Raw genomic sequence first — 23,886 nt, forward strand, 5'->3', positions numbered from 1 at the left:
TTAGTGGACGAAATTTACTCAAATCTAAATTATGGTTGCTTTGATTATTCTTTAAACCAAAAAGAAAATCACTGTCAGCACCAAAAACAACGGTATCAATATTCCAAACGACCACTTCATATAACCGAAGAAGCTCGGCATTTTAATGCCGCTTTGAGTGGCGATACTCTTCACCATAAAGTTTGGTGCATTACCGATATAGGTCAGGGCGCCCATAAATACTGAACCCATTGAGATTGCCAGCAGTGTTTGTTGCATTGGTCCCATCAGGGTTGCGGCATCACCGGCGGCCAGATTAAAGAACACCAGATAGGTCGGTGCGTTATCCAGAAAGCCAGACAGCGCGCCGGATAGCCAGAAGTACATCGCATTGATTGGCGCACCCTGAGGATCGGAAACCAGCGATACTAAGCCCGCCATATGGCCTGCGTGACCGGCACGTAAAATCGCTAATACCGGGCCAATAGTGATAAAGATACCGGCAAACAGTTTGCCCACTTCCAGAATAGGCTCCCAGTTAAACTGATTGGCGGAACGGATCTGTTTAGCGGTCAGCATCATCGATAGTCCAGCAATCACTAACAGCAACAGATCACGGGCGATGTTTTGCAGTTCAATATGTACACCCAGCACCGTGAACTCTATGCCCGGTTTCCAGAAGCCGGAAAGCAATACGCTGGCTACCACACCAAGCAGCAGAATAAAGTTCACTTTACCGTAGAGGCGTAGTTTAGAGTCGGGTGTTGGATCCTGTGGTTGTATCTCATCTTCACGCTTGTAGTAATAGCTATCCACCAGATAGAACAGCGTCAGCAGCACCAGCGTACAAATCAGTACCGGCATGAGCATATGTCGGGCGGTCCAGAAGAAATCTACTCCCTTCAGGAAACCGATAAACAGCGGTGGATCGCCTAATGGCGTCAAACCACCGCCAATATTGGCCACCAGAAAGATAAAGAAAATAATTACGTGTACCCGGTGCTTACGGTTGTCATTGGCGCGAATCAATGGACGAATCAGCAGCATGGCGGCCCCAGTGGTTCCCATGAGTGAAGCCAGCAGGGCACCAATGGCCAGTAATCCGGTATTCAATGCCGGAGAACCATGCAGGTTACCTTTTACCAGAATACCGCCGGAAACGGTAAACAGTGAAAACAGTAAAATAATAAACGGGATATATTCAGCAAACATGGCATGGGCAACCAGCCCCACGCTGTTATCCATGCCAAAAGTCATGGTGAATGGAATCAGGAATAGCACTGACCACAGAGCAGTAATTTTACCAAAATGGTGGTGCCAGATAGTGGGAATAAGCAGCGGACAAAGGGCTATGGAGAGCAGAATACCAACAAACGGGATCCCCCATGCCAGGCTGAGGGTTGAACCATCGATATCTGCCGCAAATCCGGCAACGGGCGTTAATAACCCAAACGAAAGACATAATAGTTTTAATAATGATGGGTGGGACATCCGATGTTACTCCAGGAGCGGATAAAATTAATTTAATAAAGGAATCAGTAATTGCATAAAAATTTAGCTATTCTGTTAGCAAAATGGCGCAGTTATAATTCTTTTTATTAAGAGATACGCTGAGTCTGCAGCAGAAAATCATAGAATTTATGACTTATTTTTGACAACGCTTTATCTCTTTTCTTAATAATATAGATTTCACGGGTTAAATTTCCGCCGCTAATTGGTTTAACTAAAATATCCGGATGCTGAAACATATATAATGTTAACTCAGGAAGGAAGGTAATTCCGGAATTAGAGAGCAGCAGACCGAATAAAGTACTTAACTGTTCTATCTCAATATATTCAACACTTTCATTATTAATTATATCAACATGCAAAGATTGATAAATACTGGTAGTTGGCCCAAATCGAATGATGGTGTTGTTATGACTGATATCATCTAACGTTATGGTTGATTTTTTGGCCAACGGGTGATTTTTGTTAAAGACGATAAAATACTTTTCCGTATGAATTTTATGGCTTTCAACGTTTGGGTCTTTAGGCAAAAAGCCGACTATTCCCAGATCTACAGCCTCGTTGATGACTGCCGATACACAATAGTCTGAAGGTAAGTCCTTGACTTCAAAAGTGGCTTTAGATTCGATCTGATTAAAGTATTCAATATAATCCGGCAACAGTTTAACGGTAATAGAGGGTAGCGCAGCAACGGATATTTTAAATTGCTCACTATTAATATGGTCGTGCCAGCGTGACAGCCCCAGATTAAACTCACGCATCATATCGGCAGCAATGTTTTGAAATACGACACCGTCCGCGGTTAACTCTACGCGTTTAGTATTACGGTCAAATAGCCGTACGCCCACAGCCTTCTCAATAGAGTAAATCAGGTGGCTAAATGCCGGTTGCGAAAGGAATATTGATTCCGCCGCCCGGGTAAAATTACGGTATTCGCACAGAGCTAAAAAAGCCCGAAACTGTTTGATTGATAAATTCATAGGTGTTGTTTTCTCCTGGGCGGTATTATATATGATATCTGTCTTTGTTATATTGTGATGAATACCTCATTCCTATTTAATTAACCATTCAACTTTTGGATGCCACTATCTGTTTATTGAATTTCCCTGTTTTTTTATTACCGCTAGTATGTTGGAAACAATAATGAATTAATTCCAATAATTATTTACCTCTTTGTTTCCTCATAATAATAAGGATAGGAGATCATCTATGATCGCTCTGTTTGGCCTACTCACTATTCTTGCCGTACTGGCAGTAATAATGACCAAGAAAATGTCCCCGATGGCGGCACTGATCGCCATTCCTATCGTCATGGCTCTGCTGGCGGGTTTTGATGTTTCAGCCGTCAATAAGTTCGCGGTAGGCGGGGTAAAAAATATTGCCCCGGTTATCGGTATGTTTGTGTTTGCTATCCTGTTTTTCGGCATTCTCACCGATGCCGGCATGCTGGACCCGATTATCGATAAAGTATTGAAAGTGGTTGGCAATAAGCCGTCCCGCATTACGCTGGGTTCAGCGGTGTTGGCTTCCATTGTTCATCTGGATGGCTCTGGCGCAGTCACCTTTCTGGTGGTTATCCCGGCAATGTTACCGCTGTATAAACGCCTGAAAATGGACCCTCGGGTTCTGGCCTGTTCGGTCGCGATGGCGGCAGGGGTCTGTAATATGCTGCCATGGGGTGGACCAACCCTGAGAGCCGCTTCATCACTGCAAATTCCGGTGATGGATCTGTTCCTGCCGGTATTACCGGTGATGCTGACCGGCCTGACGTTTGTGTACGTTTGCGCCTGGTTGCTGGGTAAACGTGAAGAGCGCCGTCTGGGTTATAGCAAAGGTATGGCTCCGGCAGAAGAGTATCAGCATCAGGGTACTCAACTGACGGATGAAGAGCTGGCTATCCGCCGTCCACATCTGTTTCTGGTGAATATTGGTCTGGTGGTTATCGTTCTGGGCTCGATGATCAGCGGTAAAGTTGACCCGATTATCTGCTTTATGTTGGGTACCATTATTGCGTTGCTGATTAACTATCGTAAACAGGACCAGCAAAAAGCGCGTATTGATGCCCATGCCAAATCAGCATTGATGATGGCAGGAATTCTGTTTGCTGCAGGCATCTTCACCGGCGTGATGAAAGAATCAGGCATGCTGAAAGAGATGGCATCCTACGTGGCTACCCACATTCCTGCTGAATCAGCTTCTCACTTCCCATTTATTATCGGCCTGTTCGCTATGCCGTTAAGCATGATCTTTGACCCTGACTCCTTCTACTTCGGCATTCTGCCAGTGATGGCAACGGCGGGTCAGGAACTGGGTGTTCCGGTTATTGAAATGGGTCAGGCCGCTATTCTGGGTCAAATGACCACCGGCTTCCCGGTGAGTCCATTAACGCCAGCCACCTTCCTGTTGGTAGGTTTAGCGGGCATCGATCTGGGAGAACACCAGAAGTTCTCCTTCTTCTTCCTGTGGGCGGCATCAATAGTGATGACGCTGGCAGCGGTAGTGATTGGCATATTCCCGATTTAATTAAATAGTCAGATTAGGTGTAGTGATATGAAAACAATAAGAATTGGTGGCGGAGCCGGCTATGCCGGTGACCGTATCGAACCTGCAGTCGAACTGGCTCAGAAAGGTGACATTCAGTATCTGGTATTTGAATGTTTAGCGGAACGTACTATCGCTATCGGTCAGAAACAAAAGGCGGCGGACCCAACCAAAGGCTTTAATGAATTACTGGCAGACCGTATGCATGCTGTGCTGCCAACCTGTATTGAGAAAGGGATAAAAATTATTACCAATATGGGTTCGGCAAATCCGTTATACGCAGGAAAACTGGTGGCAGAAATCGCCCGTTCGCTGGGGGCGAAGCAGCTCAAAATTGCGATAGTCAGCGGTGATGATGTGCTGGATATGGCCATGAATAGCGATGTGAAACTGGATGAAATTGGCAAACCAATTTCTCAGTGCAACAAGCAGATTATCTCTGCTAATGCCTACATGGGTGCTGAAGCCATGGTGCAGGCGCTGAACAACGGCGCGGATATTGTGATTGCCGGTCGGGTTTCTGATCCCTCTCTGTTTCTTGCGCCAATGATGTATGAATTTGGCTGGCAGCCGGATAATTGGGAAATGCTGGGCAAAGGCACCATTATTGGCCACCTGCTGGAGTGTGGAGGCCAGATTACCGGTGGTTATTATGCAGACCCGGGATTTAAAGATGTTCCTGGTCTGGCGCGCCTTGGCTTCCCGATTGCGGAAGTGGACGAACAGGGTAATGCGACTATCACTAAAGTAGCGGGTTCCGGCGGCAACGTAACGGTAGATACCTGCAAAGAGCAGATGCTGTATGAAATTCATCAACCGGATCGCTATCTGACACCGGACGTGGTGGCTGACTTCTCCCATGTAACCTTTACTCAGGCCGGTCCGGACAGAGTTGAAGTTCGCGGTGGTAATGGTTTTGAGCGTACCAATACCCTGAAAGTATCCGTAGGTTATCAGGATGGTTTTATCGGCGAGGGAGAGATCTCTTACGCGGGTCCGGGGGCAGTAGCGCGCGGCAAACTGGCGCTGGAAATTGTAAAAGAGCGTTTTGCTTTGTGCGGTTTTGAACCGGAAGAGACGCGTTATGACCTGATCGGGGTTAACTCACTGCATGGCGATACCTTATCCCAAAGCAGTCAGCCTTATGAAGTCCGTGCTCGTGTAGCGGCTCGTTGTACTACCAAAGCACAGGCGGCCAAAGTAGGGAATGAAGTCGAAACACTGTATACCAACGGCCCGGCAGGGGGCGGCGGAGCAACCAAATCGGTTAAAGAGATTCTGGCGATGGATTCAACCCTGATTTCACGCGACTTAGCCACTGCTACCGTTGATTATCTGGAGATCTAATCATGAAATTACGCGAAATTGCTCATTCCCGTACCGGTGATAAAGGGAACACCTCAAATATCTCGCTGATTGCCTACTCTCAGGATGATTATCAAACCCTGAAAAACGCGGTTACGGCGGAAAAAGTAAAAGCCTATTTTGCCGATATTGTTAAGGGGGAAGTGGTGCGTTACGAACTGCCTGCCATTGGCGCGCTGAACTTTGTGATGTATGGCGCACTGGGCGGCGGTGTGACCCGCTCTCTGGCGCTGGATATGCATGGCAAAGGATTAAGCTCAGCCATCATGGACATGGATATCTAATCAGTTTTAGTCAACGGCGATGCGGTATTCACTGTTAACTGCACCGTCGTAACATCCGTTAATAAAGATAGTTAGCACCTGAAATGCCCCTATTCGTCTGAGTGGGCAAAGGGATCGCTGTTGTCGTTATTCAGCAGGAGAATAACCATGAATAACAAATTGATTAATGCCGCAACGTTTCGCGACGGCTTACGTGATGGCATGACCATCATGTTTGGCGGCTTTATGGGAATAGGTACTCCGGCACTGCTGGTGGCGGAAATTCTCAAGTCGGGAGTTCGCGACCTGACGATTATTGGTAATGATACCGGTTTCACCGAGACCGGCGTAGGCCCGCTGATTGTCAGCGGTCAGGTGAAGAAAGTGATTGCTTCCCACATTGGTACTAACCCGGAAACCGGGCGCCGTATGATTTCCGGGGAACTGGATGTGGAGCTGGTTCCTCAAGGGACGCTAATTGAGCGTATTCGCTGCGGCGGTTCCGGGCTGGGTGGATTCTTAACCCCTACTGGTGTTGGCACCGTGGTAGAAGAAAACAAACAAAAGATGGTGATTGATGGTGTCACCTACCTGCTGGAGTTACCGCTGCGCGCAGATTTAGCGATCTTGCAGGCGGCAAAATCTGACCGTATGGGCAATCTGCTGTACTCGTTAACCGCACGTAACTTCAACCCGATTATGGCGCTGGCCGCCGATAAAGTGATTGCTCAGTGCGACCAGTTAGTCGAGGTTGGCGACATTGAACCAGACTTCGTTATGACACCTGCGGCTTTAGTGGACCATCTTTACCAAGGGGATAACTGATGAATGCGAAAGAAATTATTGCCCGTCGCGTAGCTAAAGAGCTGAAAGATGGTGATGTGGTGAATCTGGGTATTGGTTTACCTACTCAGGTGGCGAATTATTTACCGGATGATGTACACGTAACGTTGCAATCGGAAAACGGTTTTCTGGGCCTTGGTCCGATAACTCAGGAAGATCCTAATCTGGTGAATGCCGGAGGACAGCCTTGTGGTATGTTGCCGGGCGCAGCCATGTTTGACAGCGCATTTTCATTTGCTTTGATTCGCGGTGGTCATGTGGATCTTTGCGTGTTGGGCGGCTTACAGGTTGATGAGCAGGCGAATCTGGCAAACTGGGTAGTACCGGGAAAAATGGTACCGGGCATGGGCGGTGCGATGGATCTGGTGGTAGGTGCCAAAAAAGTGATTATCGCCATGGAGCATAATGCCAAAGACGGTGGTGCCAAACTGCTGCATCGCTGTAACTTCCCACTTACCGCGCAGGGCAAAGTCAGCATGGTGGTTACTGAACTGGCGGTATTCAGCTTTATCAATCAGCAAATGGTACTGATCGAAATCAGCGATGACACCACGGTTGATAAACTGCGTGAGCTGACGGAAGCCAACTTTACCGTTTCCCCTGAATTGCGGCCAATGCAGGTTAACTGAGGAGCATTAAGATGAAAGATTCTGTTGTTATTGTTCAGGCTAAAAGAACCGCCATTGGTAAATTTGGCGGTACTTTAGCCCCGGTGCCTGCCGTGGATTTAGGTGCAACGGTTATTGCCGATTGCCTGAGCAAACTGCCTGATGACCTGAATGTTGATGAAGTGATTTTGGGGAATGTTTTGCAGTCAGGATTGGGGCAGAACCCGGCTCGTCAGGCCTCGGTTAAATCAGGATTACCGATTGAAGTACCGGCGTTTAGCGTCAATAAAGTATGCGGTTCCGGTCTGAAAACCGTAGCGTTAGGTGCTCAGTCGATTCTGGCTGGCTGTAGTTCGGTGATGGTGACCGGCGGCATGGAAAACATGAGTGCGGCTCCTTATTTGTTGGAGAAAGCAAGACAGGGTTATCGCATGGGCAACGGCACTCTGGTTGACTCAATGATTAAAGATGGCCTGTGGTGTGCTTTTAATGATTATCACATGGGCATCACGGCGGAAAATATCGCTAAGCGTTATGGCCTGACCCGAGAGGAACAGGATGCCGTTGCCATGGCCTCTCAACAAAAAGCGGTAGCGGCGATTAACAGCGGTCGGTTTGCTGCGGAAATTACACCTGTTGAGATCAAAAGCCGCAAAGGAACCATTCTGTTTAATCAGGATGAATACCCGCGCGGCGAAACTACCATCGAGTCACTGGCTGGCTTGCGTCCGGCATTTCTGCCAGACGGCACGGTAACCGCAGGTAACGCTTCCGGCATCAATGATGCGGCTGCGGTACTGGTTCTGATGCGTGAAGATGAAGCGAAAGCGCGGGGTATTCCTGCACTGGCACGTATTCGCGGCTGGGCTTCTGCCGGTGTGGAACCTGATGTTATGGGGCTGGGTCCGGTTCCGGCTACACGCAAAGCGCTAAAAATGGCAGGCGTAGAACTGGCCGATATCGACCTGATAGAAGCTAATGAAGCCTTTGCCGCTCAGTTCCTGGCGGTGGGGCGCGACCTTGGTTTCGATCGGGAAAAAGTAAACGTCAATGGTGGCGCCATTGCCCTTGGTCATCCGATTGGCGCCAGCGGTGCGCGTATTCTGGTGACGCTGACTCATGCATTACATAGCTATGACAAAGGATTGGGGCTGGCAACGTTGTGTATCGGTGGTGGGCAGGGTATCGCGATGGTTATTGAGCGAGCCTAGATTTGCAGTTTTATATCTGAAATAGTGGTTTTGACGTTGGTCATCCTGATGGTTGGGATGACCAATTGCTTTTTATATTGAGGTATTGTTTAGTCCGGTCAATTGTTAAAAAACAGGTTATATGTAACGTTTATTGCCACGGCTGGACACTTTTTTCCCTTTAAATACATAAGGACCATCCATCGTCAGGGTGAGTTCATCGCCCGTTCGGGTAAGCCATGGTGTAGATTCGCTGCCTGCTCTGGAGGTTACGCCAGAGGGTTTCAGGATAATATTATCCCGATCAATTTCAATAATACCAATCACATAGGTATAAACCATACTGTTGAAGAAGCCTTTTTTAAATTCAAAGGCGCAGTCAACGATTTGATCGCCATATTCCATACGCATAGTGGGCTTGAGTGAGGCGACGGCAACAATGCCATTGCTGAGGGCTGAGTACACACTGCACACCAGAGCAACTTTCCCGCCCATTAAGCGAGAGATTTCCGGATTAATTTCAACGGTTTCACATCCTGGCGCTGAAACGCTGGCAGTGACCACATCACCGGTATGAAATACAAAAGGATCGGCATTGAATGCGCCGCTTTTGTCGGGAGCCTGAATAATCGACATTTGCCCATCAGGACGAAGAATACCCACTCTGAGATCCAGATCGTCATTATCTTTTCTGCCATCACCATTATCAATCCAGGTTGCACTAACGCGGATACTTTTAGGTGCGGAGGGACCTTTATGCAGTGAGATTTTATGACTGCTATCTGGCTTGGTGAGAGTGACCAGCTTCTTTTCCATGTTCACCGGAGGGGGAGCTACAACGGCTACCGACATTGGTTCTTCTACTTCGATACCGTAAAGATTGCACAATCCGGCAAGACCGGATGCAAACCCCTGCCAAACGGCACGGGCTTTGTTCTGTCCGTTCCGGACATACAGTTCCAGTACAATAATTCCCGTTTCTTGCGAGAATATGCCGGGAGCTAATTCCAGAGTGCTGCCAGCCGTTAACACCTGAGCGCGCAAGTTATTGACGGTAGAGAAGCCACCCGCGCTGCCATCCTGAGTTAGGGTAATTGCAATTTTGGTGATATTGGCAGGAAGGAGTGAGAGATCGAAATCGATACAGTGAATGACGGTTGAATTTTGGGTGGAAGGCGAGATAAACGATGCTGCTCCGGAGGCATGGCGCGGAGCATTGAAGAAGACCATGTCATTATCGCTAATAGCTTTTCCGGAATCAGTGACTAAAAAGGCGGTCAGATTAATATCAAGATTAGCCGCAGCCGAATGAGAAACGCGTACTTGTCCTTTGGCCTGAGAAAGTGAGGTGTTCTCACCGGGTTTTAACGATTGAAGCATTAAACCTCTCCTTAAATGATATTCCTTTTGAAGGGCGTCCGTAACACTAACCCGCACACCAGATAAAACACATTACGATTTTATCTGGCCAGAATTAGTGATTTCCTTCAACGTGGTGGTATTTTGATATTAAGAATAAGCAATTGCTTGATTATACATCATAAATACTCAACCCAGAATAAATCGATGGTTCAATACTGTCCATTGGCATGGGTGGGAAGTGAATTATCCCTCCAATCAAAACACCTTTTCCTGCAACACCCACACCGCCGCTTCGACCCGCGATTTAAGCTTCATTTTTCTCAGCAGATGTTTCACATGAACTTTCACCGTGCTTTCTGCAATATCCAGCTTACGGGCGATAAGTTTATTGGATAACCCCTGAGCAATCAGTTTTAATATTCCCTGTTCACGCGGAGTGAGCTGCTGTATGTCGCGTTCGCCGGAAGGTTGGGTGGTACGCAAACTGGCGGCCAGAATGGGCGTCAGCTTTTCACTTAATACCATCTGACCGGTAGCGGCCTGACGCAGTGCTTCCAGCAGATCTTCTGGTTCCATATCTTTTAACAGGTAGCCATCGGCACCGCGTTTTAAGGCAGAGACAATATCGTCTTCATGATTGGAGACGGTAAACACCACAATACGACCTGAGAGCTCCCGTTTGCGCAGCAAATCCAACGTTTCTAAACCATTCAGACCGGGCATATTTAAATCGAGCAGAATAAGATCCGGATCGTACTGTTCCGCAAGCTCAACACCCTGTTCACCGCTGCTGGCTTCCGCGATAACGCTCAGGGAAGTATCCATACTAATCAGCTGCTTAACACCATTACGAATCATTGGATGATCATCGATCAATAAAATAGAGGCGGTCTGGTTAGTCATTGATTGCTCCTGGTAATCTGATCTCGGCAGGCTGTGGGGTAAATTCAACGTTGACTTCAGCCCCACCCTGCGGTCGATTATAAATTCCAAATTTGCCGTTCAGGCTTTTAGCCCGGTCACGCATGATGATCAGCCCGTAATGATTTTGTCGGGCGTGCCCTTCCGGTAGTCCACATCCATCATCACTGATAAGCATCTGAATATTGCCCTGATGTTGTTCAAGACTAATGGTGACCTGGGTGGCATTGGCATGTTTATAGATATTATTCAGTGCTTCACGGGCGATTTGTATCAGATGAATCGCCTGATGGCTGGGAACTTGATGTAGCGATAAGTGATAGTTGAGGGTTACCAGAAAGTGTAATTTTTCACTGAACTCCTGAACCGTCGCCTGTAACGCCGCCAGCAGCCCGGCCTCCGGCAACTGTAGACGGAAGGTGGTAAGCAATTCCCGCAACAGCTGGTAGGCGCTGTTCAACTCATTGCGCATTTCTGTCAGGCGTTTGGCGCTGCTCTCTTCCGGAAAAGCATTTTCCATCTGCAGGCAACTGACCTGAATTTTGAGAAAAGAGAGAGACTGGGCAATAGAGTCATGCAACTCCCTGGCGATAGCTGAGCGTTCTTCCATTAACAGCAATTGCTGCCGTTGGTGGGACTGTCGCTCCAGCGTCAACGTGCTGGTTAGTTGGTCAATAAGCATATTAAGAAGCTGCTGGTGCTCGTCGGTTAATGCGATATCAATCGGGCGCTCAGCTAATATTAGTCCATATTGCCCGTGTTGATCGGCTAAGCGCCAACTTAAGGTTTGACGAGGCCCGCTGTATCGCGGGTGTTTTGTCATACATGCATGACAACTCTCCTGACGGCAGTGCTCCGGGCGGATGAGCTCGTCATTACTAATCTGTTGAAAATAATTAATATCATTATTTTCATACAGCCTGATTTGCAGGTTATACAACGGCGTAATGTTCTGAAACTGATTCAATACCGACAGCAATCTTGAACAGAGCGGCTGATTAGTATGTAACTGCTGGCTGGTGTGATAGAGAAATGACAACGTCTGGTTCTTATTTTGTAGTTCGGCGGTTTTCTCTTTAACGCGGGTTTCCAGACTGGAATAGCTCTGCGAAAGCTCATCAGACATAGTATTCAGCGTTGATCCCAGTATTCCCATTTCATCGGCGCTGGTGGCATTAAAACGCTGGGTGAAATCGCCATGACCAATAGATTCAGACATCGACAGCAGCTTGCGCCACGGGCGTAAAAAGCGAGTACGCAAATAGTAGACGGCGATAGCCATCACTAACAGCGTCAGAACAATAAAGGTAATTTGCTGATGGCGAATCGCTATCAGACTTTGTTCTGTTTTATGGTCGATGGCCAGTACCAACTCATCCAACTGATGAACGAACTGAATAACCTGAGCGGTAGCCTGTTCAGGGCTGGGAGCCCGTTCCAGCTGTGGACGTAGCTGCTGACGCCAGTAGTTTTTAAGCGCGGTTAATTGTGAGGTTAACTGCTCTTTTTCCACCGTTTGTTCGAGCATTGGACTGTTCTGATCCTGCTCTAACTCATCCAGATAGCGTTTACTCTCATCATTTAGCGGCACCATGGTTAGAATGCGGTAGCTCTGCATCCTCAGTGAACCGGCTTTATTGATGGCATGGGCATGTCCCTGAATTGCTTCAGCTCTCCAACTGGAAATCGACATACTGATAATACTCAACAGGCCAAGTATCAGTAGTAGCAAAATAACCTGATTCACAATGGAAAAGGGAACAGGGCAACGTTTTATCACAATGCAATTATTCCTGAATGGATCTACACAGCTTCTTTTTAGACCAAATGTTCACCAAACCACATACCCAGATGGGATTACTCCCAAATAGTTGAGTGGGTAAAAATTGCATTGGTTATCAAATACTCTGGCATTCAATTTGGTGATAAATAACAGGTTTTCTTTGAATGGTGGCATACCCACTAAGGGGATAGGGGGATTTACAGGCTAAAATATTACTACAGCCCCTTTGATGTGCATCAAATATAACTGACAAATTGGTACTAGGGTAGCGGCTAAACAGCTTGCAGATTTTTGAATTGAATTCAACTTAAGAGGCCTATATGAATAACCAATCTGCCACTCAATCCCCTAACAATCGGGCATTGATTCAGGACTGGAAACCGGAGGATCCGAAATTTTGGCGAACCACAGGCCGAAAAATTGCACAACGTAATTTATGGATTTCCGTTCCCTGCCTGTTATTGGGGTTCTGTGTCTGGATGTTATTCAGCGCGGTAACCATTAATCTGAATAAAGTTGGCTTCCAGTTCAATACCGATCAGTTGTTTATGTTGACGGCGTTACCTTCCATTTCCGGTGCCATATTACGGGTACCTTACTCCTTTGTAATCCCTATTTTTGGTGGTCGTCGTTGGACCGCGTTCAGTACCGTGATTCTGGTGATCCCTTGTATTTGGCTGGGGATTGCGGTGCAGGATCTTTCCACCTCTTACAATACCTTTGTGATGATCTCTTTGCTGTGTGGTTTTGGTGGCGCTAACTTCGCTTCCAGCATGGCGAATATCAGCTTTTTCTTTCCCAAAGAGCGTCAGGGTGGGGCGTTAGGTATTAACGGCGGTTTAGGTAATCTGGGGGTTAGCGTTATGCAACTGGTTGCCCCGTTGGTCGTTACCTTAGCGGTTTTTGGTGGTGCAGGTCAGGCTATCGGTGGTGGTGAAACGCTGTGGTTACAAAACGCGGCTTTTGTCTGGATCCCGTTACTGTTGATTTTTACTCTGGCGGCCTGGTTTGGCATGAACGATCTGTCGGCGGCTAAGGCATCGTTGAAAGATCAACTGCCGGTGTTGAAGAGCGGACACCTGTGGTTAATGAGCCTGTTATATCTGGCAACTTTTGGCTCGTTTATCGGTTTTTCTGCCGGTTTTGCCATGCTGTCAAAAACTCAGTTTCCGGATGTGAATATTCTGCACTTTGCCTTTTTTGGCCCGTTGTTTGGCGCTCTGGCTCGTCCGGTTGGCGGCATGTTATCTGACCGTTTTCGCGGTACCCGGGTTACGCTGATTAACTTTATCTTTATGGCGATTTTCGTGGCGTTGCTGTTTACCACTTTACCGGGTGAGGGTAAGTCCGGTTCGTTTATGGCTTTCTTTGCGGTATTTATGGGGTTGTTCCTGACGGCAGGTTTGGGTAGTGGTTCCACTTTCCAGATGATCTCAGTGATTTTTCGTCTGATTACGGTGCAGAAGGTGAAAGCGCGCGGCGGTAGCGATCAGGAAGCACAGCGTGAAGCCGCGACAGATTCAGCGGCAGCGTTAGGATTCATTTCAGCCATTGGCGCAGTGGGCGGATTTTTTATTCCTAAAGCGTTTGGTACCTCGTTACATATGACAGGATCGGCAGTTGGCGCGTTGGACCTGTTTTTGGTGTTTTATATTGTTTGTGTGGTGATAACGTGGGGAGTGTATGGGAGACGGAAGGGGTAGTGTTGTTTTAGTATCGGGATATTTCGTCCACTAGTAGCCCCGTGTATTAATTAACAGTTATGAGAAGGCGTATAAACTCGCTTTTATGCGCCTTCGTTAGTAGACAAGTCCTGTAGCAGTGATTATAGGTACGTTAGTTGTCGTACTATTTCGGTCTATTTCCCAATTTCTTGATTTCTGCCAGACCTATCAGTGAGTGCATCTGTGTGATAGCAATCGTATTTAACTGTGACAGCCGTTCTTGTGCTGTCAGTCCCTGATGAATGAAGACAGAGTTGATGCTCTCCAGATTGGATAGAATAACTAACTGTTCAAGTGTAGCGAAGTCTCGCATATTGCCGGATTGTTCAGGATTTGTTTGTCTCCATTGGGCGGCTGTCATGCCGAACAGAGCAACATTAAGTAAATCGGCTTCGCTGGCGTAGACGGTAACCATCTGTGCTTTGGTTAGCTGTGGTGGGATTAATCGCTCTTTGATGGCGTCAGTGTGAATGCGGTAATTGACCTTTGCCAGTGTACGTTGAAAACTCCATTCCAGTGAAATCGTTCGAGCTTCTTCATCTTTAAGCCTCTGAAATTCCTTGATCAGATACAATTTGAATTCTGGGCTGAGCCATGAACCGAACTCAAAAGCGATATCTCGGTGGGCGTAAGTGCCACCGTAGCGTCCTGCTTTAGCGTTTAAGCCAATTGCGCCTGTAACATCGCACCACTTTTTTGCTGAGAGGTAGAAACTGTTTCGGCCAGCTTCATTTTTAATTCCCCCGAATTCGGGGGAATTAAAATCAGGATTGTTGATTTTTTCCCACACGCCTAAAAACAGTACCGTGTCCTTTCACCCTACGGTCAGCGTTAGTGCTGTTCTAACTGGTTTTATGTCTTAGGATAGCTCATCGTTGGGAGGGACGGGTGTTGGGGTCGACTTGGCGTAAGCCAACGAAGCGCCCCTAACCCGGCCAGGCCCAACGCACTCTGTAGTTGAGTACAGATGGTTTACCGACCGTTCCTGGTGCAGATATAAGCACCATGCTTTTACGGTCGGAATATTTTCAGGTGCTGATTATTTAGATTCTTAATAGCTCCTCCACTAATCGAAAAATCCTCGCTGCATTTCTGGCGGGGATTTTCTATTTTTAGCTTTAATCATGTTTCTCCTCCCTCCCTCTACCCCCAAATAGTTCACTGTGAAATTATTCATATGCTTTTTGTTAATGAAATTTAAATTTAAGTTAAATATCAATAAATTAAATTAATAATACTGTGTGCCACTTTGGTGGTAGTTACGCTTTTTCCAGAATTTCAAGTGTCAGGCAGGATTGATTAAAGTCAACTTTACTCAAAGCGACACGGATAAGATGTGCCCATTCCATAAGTAATGCGTTCTGCATTTTTATCATAACGGCAGCGACTTCAGGCTGTGTTGCAGGAGAGTCCCGGATGAGTAAATTTCTCGATAGGTTCCGCTATTTTAAGCAGTTGGGTGATACCTTCGCCGATGGGCATGGTCAGGAGTTGAATGTTAACCGAGATTGGGAAGATGGTTATCGTTCACGCTGGCAGCATGACAAGATTGTTCGTTCTACCCATGGTGTTAACTGTACCGGTTCCTGTAGCTGGAAGATCTATGTCAAAAACGGTTTGGTCACCTGGGAAACCCAGCAAACCGATTATCCTCGTACCCGCCCCGACTTACCTAACCATGAACCACGCGGCTGCCCGCGTGGTGCCAGTTATTCATGGTATCTGTATAGTGCAAACCGCCTGAAATACCCTCTGATGCGTAAGCGCCTGATTAAGCTCTGGCGTGAAGCGAAAAAGCAATATAGCGATCCGGTTGAAGCCTGGGGCTCGATTGTTGAAGATGCAGAAAAAACCAAAAACTATAAGCAGATTCGCGGTCGTGGCGGCTTTGTGCGTTCTGACTGGCAGGAAGTGAATGAGCTGATCGCTGCGGCTAACGTTTATACCGCTAAACAATATGGCCCGGACCGGATTGTTGGTTTTTCGCCTATTCCGGCCATGTCGATGGTCTCTTATGCCGCAGGAACGCGCTATCTGGCGTTGATTGGTGGTATTAATCTGAGCTTCTACGACTGGTATTGCGATTTACCTCCGGCATCACCGATGACCTGGGGGGAGCAGACTGATGTTCCGGAATCTGCCGACTGGTATAACTCCTCTTATATTATTGCCTGGGGTTCAAACGTACCCCAAACCCGGACGCCGGATGCGCACTTCTTTACTGAGGTTCGCTACAAGGGCACCAAGACCATTGCCATTACTCCGGACTATTCTGAAATCGCCAAGCTGTGCGATCAGTGGCTGAGTCCGAAACAGGGTACCGACAGTGCCATTTCGCTGGCAATGGGTCATGTGATCCTGAAAGAGTTCCATCTGGATAAGCCAAGTGACTATTTCACTGACTATGTGCGTCGCTATACCGATTTACCAATGCTGGTGATGCTGGAGCCGCGTGAAGAGGGTTATTATGCTGCCGGACGCTTGCTGCGTGCTGACGACTTAGTTGGAAAGCTGGGTCAGGACAATAACCCGGAGTGGAAAACCGTTGCCATTAATCAGGCCACCGGTGAACTGACCGCGCCACAGGGCTCGATTGGTTTCCGTTGGGGCGAGAAAGGCAAATGGAATTTGGAGCAGAAAGACGGCAAAGATCAGCAGGAGATAGCATTACAGCTTAGCCTGTTGGGTCAGCATGATGAAGTAGCGACCGTTGGTTTCCCTTATTTTGGCGGCATTGAGAACGAAAACTTCAAAAGCGTTGAGCTGCAGGAAGTGCTTCATCACCAATTGCCGGTTAAGCGCCTGCAACTGGCGGATGGCAGCAGTGCATTAGTGACCAGCGTTTACGATTTAATGATGGCTAACTACGGCATCGATCGTGGTCTGAATGATGAAAACTGCGCTAAAGATTATGACGATGTGAAAGCCTATACGCCAGCGTGGGCAGAGCAGATCACCGGTGTTAATCGTCAGAACATTATTCGTATTGCCCGCGAATTTGCCGACAACGCAGACAAAACTCACGGTTGCTCAATGATTATTGTCGGTGCCGGTTTAAACCACTGGTACCACATGGATATGCAGTATCGTGGCTTAATCAATATGCTGATTTTCTGCGGCTGTATCGGTAAGAGCGGTGGTGGCTGGGCTCACTATGTAGGACAAGAGAAGCTGCGCCCACAAACCGGTTGGCTACCGCTGGCGTTTGCCCTCGACTGGCAGCGTCCACCGCGTCATATGAATACCACGTCATTCATCTATAACCACTCCAGCCAGTGGCGTTATGAAACGCTGGCAACAGAAGAACTGCTGTCTCCACTGGCGGATAAATCCCGCTTTAGCGGTAACCTGATCGACTTTAACGTACGGGCTGAACGTATGGGCTGGCTGCCTTCGGCGCCTCAGCTTAATACTAACCCGTTAAAAATTGCAGAGATGGCCCGTGCTGCAGGTCAAAGCCCGGTGGATTACACGGTAGACAGCCTGAAGAACGGCAATCTGAGTTTTGCCGCTGAAGACCCGGATAACCCGCAAAACTTCCCGCGTAACCTGTTTATCTGGCGTTCTAACTTACTGGGATCTTCCGGTAAGGGGCATGAGTACATGCTGAAATATCTGCTGGGTACCGAACACGGTATTCAGGGGATGGATCTGGGCCAGCAAGGTGCGACTAAACCTGAAGAAGTACAGTGGTGCGACGATGCCGGACAAGGAAAGTTGGACCTGGTGGTCACGCTGGATTTCCGTATGTCCAGCACCTGTCTCTATTCCGATATCGTATTACCAACCGCGACCTGGTACGAAAAAGACGATATGAACACCTCGGATATGCATCCGTTTATCCACCCGCTGTCTGCGGCGGTAGATCCTGCCTGGGAGTCAAAAAGCGACTGGGAGATCTATAAGGGTATCGCGAAAAAGTTCTCCGAAGTGGCAGTAGGACACTTGGGGGTAGAAACCGACGTAGTAACGCTGCCGATTCAGCACGACTCTGCCGCTGAACTGGCGCAGCCTTATGGTGTGAAGGACTGGAAAAAAGGCGAATGCGATCTGATTCCGGGAAAAACCGCACCGCACATTATGGTGGTAGAGCGCGATTATCCGAATACCTATGCCCGTTATACCGCGTTAGGACCACTGATGGACAAACTGGGCAACGGTGGCAAAGGCATTAGCTGGAATACCCAAACCGAAGTGGAATTCCTGAAAAAACTTAACTATGTGCAGACCGACGGTGCAGCCGCAGGGCGACCTAAAATTGAAACTGCCATTGATGCCGCAGAGGTCGTGTTGTCTCTGGCACCGGAAACCAACGGTCAGGTAGCGGTTAAAGCCTGGGAAGCGCTGGGCCAAATTACCGGTCGTGACCACCGTCATCTGGCGCTGAATAAAGAAGATGAAAAAATCCGCTTCCGCGATATTCAGGCACAGCCGCGTAAGATTATCTCCAGCCCAACCTGGTCGGGTCTGGAAGATGAACATGTTTCTTACAGTGCAGGCTACACCAACGTTCATGAGCTGATCCCGTGGCGCACCATCAGCGGCCGTCAGCAGCTGTATCAGGATCATGAATGGATGCGAGCCTTTGGTGAGAGCCTGCTGGTGTATCGCCCACCAATCGATACCCGTGCGGCTAAACCGTTACTTAACGCCAAACCGAATGGCTACCCGGAAAAAGCGCTGAACTTCCTGACACCGCATCAGAAGTGGGGCATTCACTCCACTTACAGCGATAACCTGCTGATGCTGACTCTGTCACGCGGTGGTCCGATTATTTGGATCAGCGAAGAGGATGCCAAATCGTTGGGTATTGAAGATAACGACTGGATTGAAGCCTTTAACAGCAATGGTTCACTTAGCGCCAGAGCGGTGGTGAGTCAGCGTATTCCATCGGGCATGACCATGATGTACCACGCTCAGGAACGCATTATTAACCTGCCGGGTTCAGAGATTACCGGTCAGCGGGCGGGTATTCATAACTCGGTCACGCGGGTGAGTCCAAAACCAACCCATATGATTGGTGGCTATGCCCAACTGGCATACGGCTTTAACTACTACGGTACCGTGGGTTCTAACCGTGATGAGTTTGTGGTGATTCGCAAAATGAAAAACATTAACTGGTTGGATGACGAAGGCCACGATCAGGTTCAACAGGATACCAAACGGGAGAAAGCCCAATGAAAATTCGTTCACAAGTCGGGATGGTGCTGAATCTGGACAAGTGTATCGGCTGCCATACCTGTTCAGTAACCTGTAAAAACGTCTGGACCAGCCGGGAAGGCATTGAGTATGGCTGGTTTAATAACGTAGAAACTCGCCCGGGAATTGGTTATCCCAACGACTGGGAAGATCAAGAGAAGTGGAAAGGCGGCTGGATCCGTAAAATCAACGGCAAGCTGGTGCCGCGCATGGGGGGAAAAGTGGGCCTGTTAGCCAAAATATTTGCTAACCCCCATCTGCCTCAGTTAGATGAATATTACGAGCCGTTTGACTATGACTACCAGCATTTGCAAACCGCCAAAGAGGGCAAAGCACAGCCGGTTGCCCGTCCACGTTCGCTGATCACCGGTCAGCGCATGGATAAAATTGAAGGGAGTGCCAACTGGGGCGAACTGCTGGGCGGTGAGTTTGAAAAACGCGCCAAAGATCAGAACTTTGAAAATATGCAGAAGGAGATGTACGGCCAGTTCGAAAATACCTTCATGATGTATTTACCTCGGCTGTGCGAACACTGTCTGAACCCTGCCTGTAGCGCAACCTGTCCGAGCGGTGCAATTTATAAGCGCGAGGAAGACGGCATTGTACTGATCGATCAGGATAAATGCCGGGGCTGGCGCATGTGCGTTACCGGCTGTCCGTACAAAAAAATCTACTTTAACTGGAAGAGCGGTAAGTCAGAGAAATGTACCTTCTGCTACCCGCGTATTGAGAGCGGTCAGCCAACGGTCTGTTCCGAAACCTGCGTAGGGCGTATTCGCTACCTTGGCGTGCTGCTGTATGACGCGGATATGATCGAAAAAGCGGCATCGGTAGAAGACGAAAAAGATCTGTATCAAAGCCAGTTGGATGTGTTCCTCGATCCTAACGATCCAAAAGTGATAGAGCAGGCGCTGAAAGATGGCATTCCTTTAAGCGTGATTGAAGCTGCTCAACAGTCACCGGTATATAAAATGGCGGTGGACTGGAAACTGGCTCTGCCGCTGCATCCGGAATACCGTACCTTACCCATGGTGTGGTATGTACCGCCGTTGTCGCCAATTCAGTCAGTTGCCGATGCTGGCTACCTGCCGCACACCGGCATCTTACCGGATGTTGAAAGCCTGCGTATTCCGGTGGAATATCTGGCAAACCTGCTGACTGCCGGTGATACCAAGCCAGTGCTGCTGGCGCTGAAGCGCATGATGGCAATGCGCCACTATAAGCGCGCCGAAACCGTAGAAGGCCAAAAAGATCTGCGGGCACTGGAAGAAGTTGGGCTGACAGAGGCTCAGGCGCAGGAAATGTATCGTTATCTGGCGATTGCTAACTACGAAGATCGATTTGTGATCCCATCCAGCCACCGTGAAATGGCGCGTGAAGCCTTCCCGGAAGCCAAAGGCTGCGGTTTCAGCTTTGGCGATGGTTGTCACGGTAGCGACAGCAAATTCAATTTGTTTAATACCAAACGTATTGCTTCGATTGACGTGACGGCGAAAACGCCAAAAGACGTGGGAGGACAGGAGTAATGATCAGTTTAAAAATACTCTCTTACTTGCTGGAGTACCCGGATCGGGCGCTGTGGCAGGGAGCAGATGAACTGCTTGCTGCGACCGCTGAAGCGGATGAACTAACTGCGGAGCAGAAAAGTACACTGGCGGCGCTGATCCACTGGCGTTGTCAGGGCAGCTTGCTGGATGCTCAGGAAGAGTACAGTAGCCTGTTCGATCGCGGCAGAGCAACATCGCTATTGCTGTTTGAACATGTACACGGTGAATCGCGGGATCGCGGTCAGGCGATGGTGGATCTGCTGGATCAGTATAAGCAGGCCGGTTTACAAATTGACAGCTGTGAACTGCCGGACCATTTACCACTGTTTCTTGAGTTTCTGTCGGTTTTAGATGAATCACAGGCACGTGGCTGGCTGCAGGATATTGCTGCCATTCTTGCGCTGTTGGGAGCTCGTTTGCATGAACGCGATAGCGGCTATGCCGCGCTGTTCGATCTGTTAACCGATATCTCCGGTAGCGAAGCCCGTAGCGCAAACCTGAAAGAAACCGTTGCGGCAGAAGCCCGGGACGATACCCCACAAGCTCTTGATGCCGTATGGGAAGAGGAGCAGGTGAAATTTATTGATGCACAAAGTCAGAATGAGTGCGGTAATTCTGCACAGCAGGCTCACCAGCGGCGTTTTGCCGGTGCCGTTGCTCCGCAATATCTGAGTGTTGAATCAGCCTCGGCGCGAACCGGAGGAAACCCTGTATGAATTACGTGAACATGTTCTTTTTTGATATTTATCCTTATATGGCAGGCACTATCTTTCTGGTAGGCAGTTGGATCCGTTATGACTATGGTCAGTACAGCTGGCGTGCCGGTTCTACCCAGATGCTGGATAAGAAAGGCATGCTGTGGGCATCGAACCTGTTCCATATTGGTATACTGGGGGTTTTTGCCGGTCACTTTCTCGGAATGTTAACACCGCACTGGATGTATGAATCATTTTTGCCGTTGGAAGTGAAACAGAAGATGGCGATGATTGGCGGTGGAACCTGCGGCTTGTTAATGCTGATTGGCGGCGTGGCATTGTTAAAGCGCCGTTTAACTAACCCACGGATTCGCGCTACCACCACTACCATGGATATTCTGGTGCTGACTCTGCTGTTGGTACAGGTAGCATTAGGTTTGCTGACTATCCCATTCTCTGCTCAACACATGGACGGCAGTGAAATGATGAAACTGGTGGGATGGGCGCAAAGCGTGGTGACTTTCCACGGTGGTGCATCAGCCCATCTGGAAGGGGTAGCGCTGGTGTTTAAGATCCATTTAGTTTTGGGTATGACACTGTTTGTATTGTTCCCGTTCAGTCGTCTGGTTCATATCTGGAGTGTTCCGGTGGAATATTTAACCCGTCGCTACCAATTAGTGAGGAATCGTCACTAACAGAGAGGATTTTGGGCAATTGTCTCTATCCTGTTAGTTATTGGTTCAGTCATAATATCGCATCGTACAGACCCGGCTATTTGCCGGGTCATTTATTTCAGATACACCACGTAATGAATACAAATCCATTTGTCGCTCGTTGGGGGCGATCCGGTAATCTTTTGTGTCACGGCGAATGGCACATTACCTATCTTGAACATCCTTTTATTCTGCCGGAAAACCGAAGGGATAAAGACATGGGAACCTACGGCATCTATTACATTATTGACCCGGAAAACCAGCTGTTTGCCGAGGGGCGGGATGAAGATGACTGGATACTGGAAAACATAGACTGGCTGGCCGACAGTTTAGTGGATAACGGCCTGCCTATTGATGAAGAGCATGTTCGGTTTTTTTATCGGGCGATTAACCCACAGGACTGGCGCTGTGGCAGCTGTGCCGGATGTATGTAAATCTATTACCATGCCTGGCCTCTCTTCTGCCGGTGGGCAAACCCGTGAAGGTTGATTAAACCACTCTTTTGCCAAATTATAAATTAAAAATCTAAAAGGTACCCTTGGTGCCTTTTTTTAGTTCTTAATGTGTATTTAATTCTGTTTATTTATTCTGGTTAATGACTTTGTTTAATGGTTGTCTGATATCTAAAATATTGTAATAGTTTATTTTGTTACTATTAATACTTATTGGTTATTAATCTTAAAGTGTTTTTCCTTTTTTCTGCATCATTTCTTGATTTTAATTTTTTTATTTTTTTGTCGACGCTTTCTTTCCTTTCAATATTTATCATCATTTTTTTATTTAAGTCGATCGATTATTTTGGCTTTTTATTATTAATCAATATTAAAATCTTTAGTAACTTTTTTTAGATTGATTTATCGAGTAATTCGTTGTTAAATCCATTTTGTTCGATCTATTGTGTTGGTTTTTTGTTCGATTTTAGTGCTGATGAATTTATTGTTTATGAACATTTTTTCTGATTAAGATATTTTATTATTTTCATGAAATGCGTTGCTAATTTGTTTTTGTTGTATTGGTTTTTGGGCTTAATCATCAGTACTGAAGGGGTGTTGCGCTGTGCTGATGTAAAAGTTAACTACGCATTTTGGTATGTTGATAACCTTGATTTTTAGAGGGTTATTCAAACAATAAAAATTGATATGTTCATTTAATTTATCAGGCATTAAATATCATGACTGGCACGGTAATTATAGTGATATGGCATTCAGCAGCGAAATGTAAAGAATAAACTAGTATGTGTTCAGTTCTCGCCTGAACGGTGGGGAACTGGCAAGTAAGGCAATTCACGGGAGGTTTATATGGTATGGGATGCATACAAATTAATGACGACACCGGAATGTAAATACTGCGGTCAAAAAGAACATATCCGTAAACATGGTAAAGGTAGTACAGGTGCACAGCGTTACCAATGTGTGGCCTGCGATAAAACATTTCAGCAGAAATACATTTATATCGCCTATCAACCGGAAGCGATGGAAGAGATTATTGCTCGTTACCAGACAGGGGAATCTACTCAGCAAATTAGCGAACATATGAAAGCTAATATGAGTACGGTGAAACGCTGTCTGGGACAGGCGGATCTGCTTGAAAAAGTTTGATCGATAGAAAAAAGAAACATCCCAATATCAATCATGTTTTCAGGCA

Annotated in this window: 19 protein-coding genes; 13 read left to right on the forward strand and 6 right to left on the reverse strand. The window is 47.6% G+C overall.

Features of this window, described 5'->3' with window-relative positions; all coding sequences use genetic code 11:
• Nucleotides 1-51: 51 nt before the first annotated feature.
• The gene (locus GOL65_RS14615; protein WP_140920309.1) at nucleotides 52-1,470 is read right to left on the reverse strand and encodes a sodium:proton antiporter; all 1,419 of its coding nucleotides are present in this window, start codon (nucleotides 1,468-1,470) and stop codon (nucleotides 52-54) included.
• A gap of 107 nt (nucleotides 1,471-1,577) precedes the next feature.
• Nucleotides 1,578-2,468, reverse strand: coding sequence for a LysR family transcriptional regulator (locus tag GOL65_RS14620; RefSeq protein WP_140920308.1), 891 nt, complete (start codon nucleotides 2,466-2,468; stop codon nucleotides 1,578-1,580).
• A 229-nt stretch (nucleotides 2,469-2,697) separates the two neighbouring features.
• Between GOL65_RS14620 and GOL65_RS14625 the strand changes: the two genes are divergently transcribed.
• From GOL65_RS14625 to GOL65_RS14650, 6 genes are all read left to right on the forward strand, one after another.
• Nucleotides 2,698-4,011: a CitMHS family transporter gene (locus tag GOL65_RS14625; protein WP_140920307.1), complete on the forward strand. Its 1,314-nt coding sequence runs from the start codon at nucleotides 2,698-2,700 to the stop codon at nucleotides 4,009-4,011.
• Between the two features lie 27 nt (nucleotides 4,012-4,038).
• A complete protein-coding gene (locus GOL65_RS14630) occupies nucleotides 4,039-5,376 on the forward strand; it encodes an acyclic terpene utilization AtuA family protein (RefSeq protein ID WP_140920306.1) in 1,338 nt (445 codons plus the stop codon).
• A 2-nt stretch (nucleotides 5,377-5,378) separates the two neighbouring features.
• Nucleotides 5,379-5,678 carry an AtuA-related protein gene (locus GOL65_RS14635; protein WP_140920305.1) on the forward strand — a complete coding sequence of 100 codons (300 nt, stop codon included), beginning with the start codon at nucleotides 5,379-5,381 and terminating at the stop codon, nucleotides 5,676-5,678.
• 147 nt (nucleotides 5,679-5,825) lie between these two features.
• Entirely contained in the window at nucleotides 5,826-6,482 is a 657-nt protein-coding gene (gene atoD, locus GOL65_RS14640; protein ID WP_140920304.1) for an acetate CoA-transferase subunit alpha, read from the forward strand.
• On the forward strand, nucleotides 6,482-7,129 hold the full coding sequence (locus GOL65_RS14645) for a 3-oxoacid CoA-transferase subunit B (RefSeq protein WP_140920303.1): 648 nt from the start codon (nucleotides 6,482-6,484) through the stop codon (nucleotides 7,127-7,129). Before atoD ends, GOL65_RS14645 begins: the two co-directional genes overlap by 1 nt.
• 11 nt (nucleotides 7,130-7,140) lie before the next feature.
• Complete coding sequence (locus GOL65_RS14650) at nucleotides 7,141-8,319, forward strand: acetyl-CoA C-acetyltransferase (protein WP_140920302.1); 1,179 nt, start codon at nucleotides 7,141-7,143, stop codon at nucleotides 8,317-8,319.
• Between the two features lie 117 nt (nucleotides 8,320-8,436).
• Here the strand turns inward: GOL65_RS14650 and GOL65_RS14655 are convergent, their stop codons facing one another.
• From GOL65_RS14655 to narX, 3 genes are all read right to left on the reverse strand, one after another.
• A complete protein-coding gene (locus tag GOL65_RS14655) occupies nucleotides 8,437-9,678 on the reverse strand; it encodes a TerD family protein (RefSeq protein WP_140920301.1) in 1,242 nt (413 codons plus the stop codon).
• A gap of 237 nt (nucleotides 9,679-9,915) precedes the next feature.
• A complete protein-coding gene (gene narL / locus GOL65_RS14660) occupies nucleotides 9,916-10,563 on the reverse strand; it encodes a two-component system response regulator NarL (protein ID WP_140920300.1) in 648 nt (215 codons plus the stop codon).
• The gene (gene narX, locus GOL65_RS14665; RefSeq protein ID WP_140920419.1) at nucleotides 10,556-12,358 is read right to left on the reverse strand and encodes a nitrate/nitrite two-component system sensor histidine kinase NarX; all 1,803 of its coding nucleotides are present in this window, start codon (nucleotides 12,356-12,358) and stop codon (nucleotides 10,556-10,558) included. Before narX ends, narL begins: the two co-directional genes overlap by 8 nt.
• Before the next feature lie 326 nt (nucleotides 12,359-12,684).
• On the opposite strand from narX, the gene GOL65_RS14670 reads away from it, so the two are divergent.
• Complete coding sequence (locus GOL65_RS14670; protein WP_140920299.1) at nucleotides 12,685-14,067, forward strand: NarK family nitrate/nitrite MFS transporter; 1,383 nt, start codon at nucleotides 12,685-12,687, stop codon at nucleotides 14,065-14,067.
• 145 nt (nucleotides 14,068-14,212) lie between these two features.
• On the opposite strand, the gene GOL65_RS14675 is transcribed toward GOL65_RS14670, so the two are convergent.
• A complete protein-coding gene (locus GOL65_RS14675) occupies nucleotides 14,213-14,878 on the reverse strand; it encodes a KilA-N domain-containing protein (RefSeq protein WP_228723127.1) in 666 nt (221 codons plus the stop codon).
• 626 nt (nucleotides 14,879-15,504) lie between these two features.
• Between GOL65_RS14675 and GOL65_RS14680 the strand changes: the two genes are divergently transcribed.
• The 6 genes from GOL65_RS14680 (at nucleotide 15,505) to GOL65_RS14705 (ending at nucleotide 23,840) form a co-directional block, all read left to right on the forward strand.
• Nucleotides 15,505-19,269 (forward strand): nitrate reductase subunit alpha, encoded by a 3,765-nt coding sequence (locus GOL65_RS14680; protein WP_140920297.1) that lies wholly within the window; start codon nucleotides 15,505-15,507, stop codon nucleotides 19,267-19,269.
• Complete coding sequence (narH, locus tag GOL65_RS14685; protein ID WP_140920296.1) at nucleotides 19,266-20,813, forward strand: nitrate reductase subunit beta; 1,548 nt, start codon at nucleotides 19,266-19,268, stop codon at nucleotides 20,811-20,813. The genes GOL65_RS14680 and narH overlap by 4 nt, the downstream gene beginning before the upstream one ends.
• Entirely contained in the window at nucleotides 20,813-21,550 is a 738-nt protein-coding gene (gene narJ / locus GOL65_RS14690) for a nitrate reductase molybdenum cofactor assembly chaperone (RefSeq protein WP_140920295.1), read from the forward strand. The genes narH and narJ overlap by 1 nt, the downstream gene beginning before the upstream one ends.
• Nucleotides 21,547-22,224 carry a respiratory nitrate reductase subunit gamma gene (gene narI / locus GOL65_RS14695; protein ID WP_140920294.1) on the forward strand — a complete coding sequence of 226 codons (678 nt, stop codon included), beginning with the start codon at nucleotides 21,547-21,549 and terminating at the stop codon, nucleotides 22,222-22,224. The genes narJ and narI overlap by 4 nt, the downstream gene beginning before the upstream one ends.
• 113 nt (nucleotides 22,225-22,337) lie before the next feature.
• A complete protein-coding gene (locus tag GOL65_RS14700) occupies nucleotides 22,338-22,676 on the forward strand; it encodes a hypothetical protein (protein ID WP_140920293.1) in 339 nt (112 codons plus the stop codon).
• A gap of 864 nt (nucleotides 22,677-23,540) precedes the next feature.
• Nucleotides 23,541-23,840: an IS1 family transposase gene (locus GOL65_RS14705; RefSeq protein WP_140920292.1), complete on the forward strand. Its 300-nt coding sequence runs from the start codon at nucleotides 23,541-23,543 to the stop codon at nucleotides 23,838-23,840.
• Nucleotides 23,841-23,886: the final 46 nt, after the last annotated feature.

It is taken from the genome of Limnobaculum xujianqingii, from assembly GCF_013394855.1.
In the GTDB taxonomy this organism is placed as follows: domain Bacteria; phylum Pseudomonadota; class Gammaproteobacteria; order Enterobacterales; family Enterobacteriaceae; genus Limnobaculum; species Limnobaculum xujianqingii.

Bases quoted from the DNA above. Each gene is read 5' to 3' on its own strand.
- GOL65_RS14615 (WP_140920309.1), bottom strand. From the start codon at position 1,470: ATGTCCCACCCATCATTATTAAAACTATTATGTCTTTCGTTTGGGTTA.
- GOL65_RS14635 (WP_140920305.1), top strand. From the start codon at position 5,379: ATGAAATTACGCGAAATTGCTCATTCCCGTACCGGTGATAAAGGGAAC.
- GOL65_RS14655 (WP_140920301.1), bottom strand. From the start codon at position 9,678: ATGCTTCAATCGTTAAAACCCGGTGAGAACACCTCACTTTCTCAGGCC.
- atoD (WP_140920304.1), top strand. From the start codon at position 5,826: ATGAATAACAAATTGATTAATGCCGCAACGTTTCGCGACGGCTTACGT.
- GOL65_RS14650 (WP_140920302.1), top strand. From the start codon at position 7,141: ATGAAAGATTCTGTTGTTATTGTTCAGGCTAAAAGAACCGCCATTGGT.
- GOL65_RS14625 (WP_140920307.1), top strand. From the start codon at position 2,698: ATGATCGCTCTGTTTGGCCTACTCACTATTCTTGCCGTACTGGCAGTA.
- GOL65_RS14680 (WP_140920297.1), top strand. From the start codon at position 15,505: ATGAGTAAATTTCTCGATAGGTTCCGCTATTTTAAGCAGTTGGGTGAT.
- narJ (WP_140920295.1), top strand. From the start codon at position 20,813: ATGATCAGTTTAAAAATACTCTCTTACTTGCTGGAGTACCCGGATCGG.
- GOL65_RS14630 (WP_140920306.1), top strand. From the start codon at position 4,039: ATGAAAACAATAAGAATTGGTGGCGGAGCCGGCTATGCCGGTGACCGT.
- narI (WP_140920294.1), top strand. From the start codon at position 21,547: ATGAATTACGTGAACATGTTCTTTTTTGATATTTATCCTTATATGGCA.
- narH (WP_140920296.1), top strand. From the start codon at position 19,266: ATGAAAATTCGTTCACAAGTCGGGATGGTGCTGAATCTGGACAAGTGT.
- GOL65_RS14700 (WP_140920293.1), top strand. From the start codon at position 22,338: ATGAATACAAATCCATTTGTCGCTCGTTGGGGGCGATCCGGTAATCTT.
- GOL65_RS14645 (WP_140920303.1), top strand. From the start codon at position 6,482: ATGAATGCGAAAGAAATTATTGCCCGTCGCGTAGCTAAAGAGCTGAAA.
- narL (WP_140920300.1), bottom strand. From the start codon at position 10,563: ATGACTAACCAGACCGCCTCTATTTTATTGATCGATGATCATCCAATG.
- GOL65_RS14705 (WP_140920292.1), top strand. From the start codon at position 23,541: ATGGTATGGGATGCATACAAATTAATGACGACACCGGAATGTAAATAC.
- GOL65_RS14670 (WP_140920299.1), top strand. From the start codon at position 12,685: ATGAATAACCAATCTGCCACTCAATCCCCTAACAATCGGGCATTGATT.
- GOL65_RS14620 (WP_140920308.1), bottom strand. From the start codon at position 2,468: ATGAATTTATCAATCAAACAGTTTCGGGCTTTTTTAGCTCTGTGCGAA.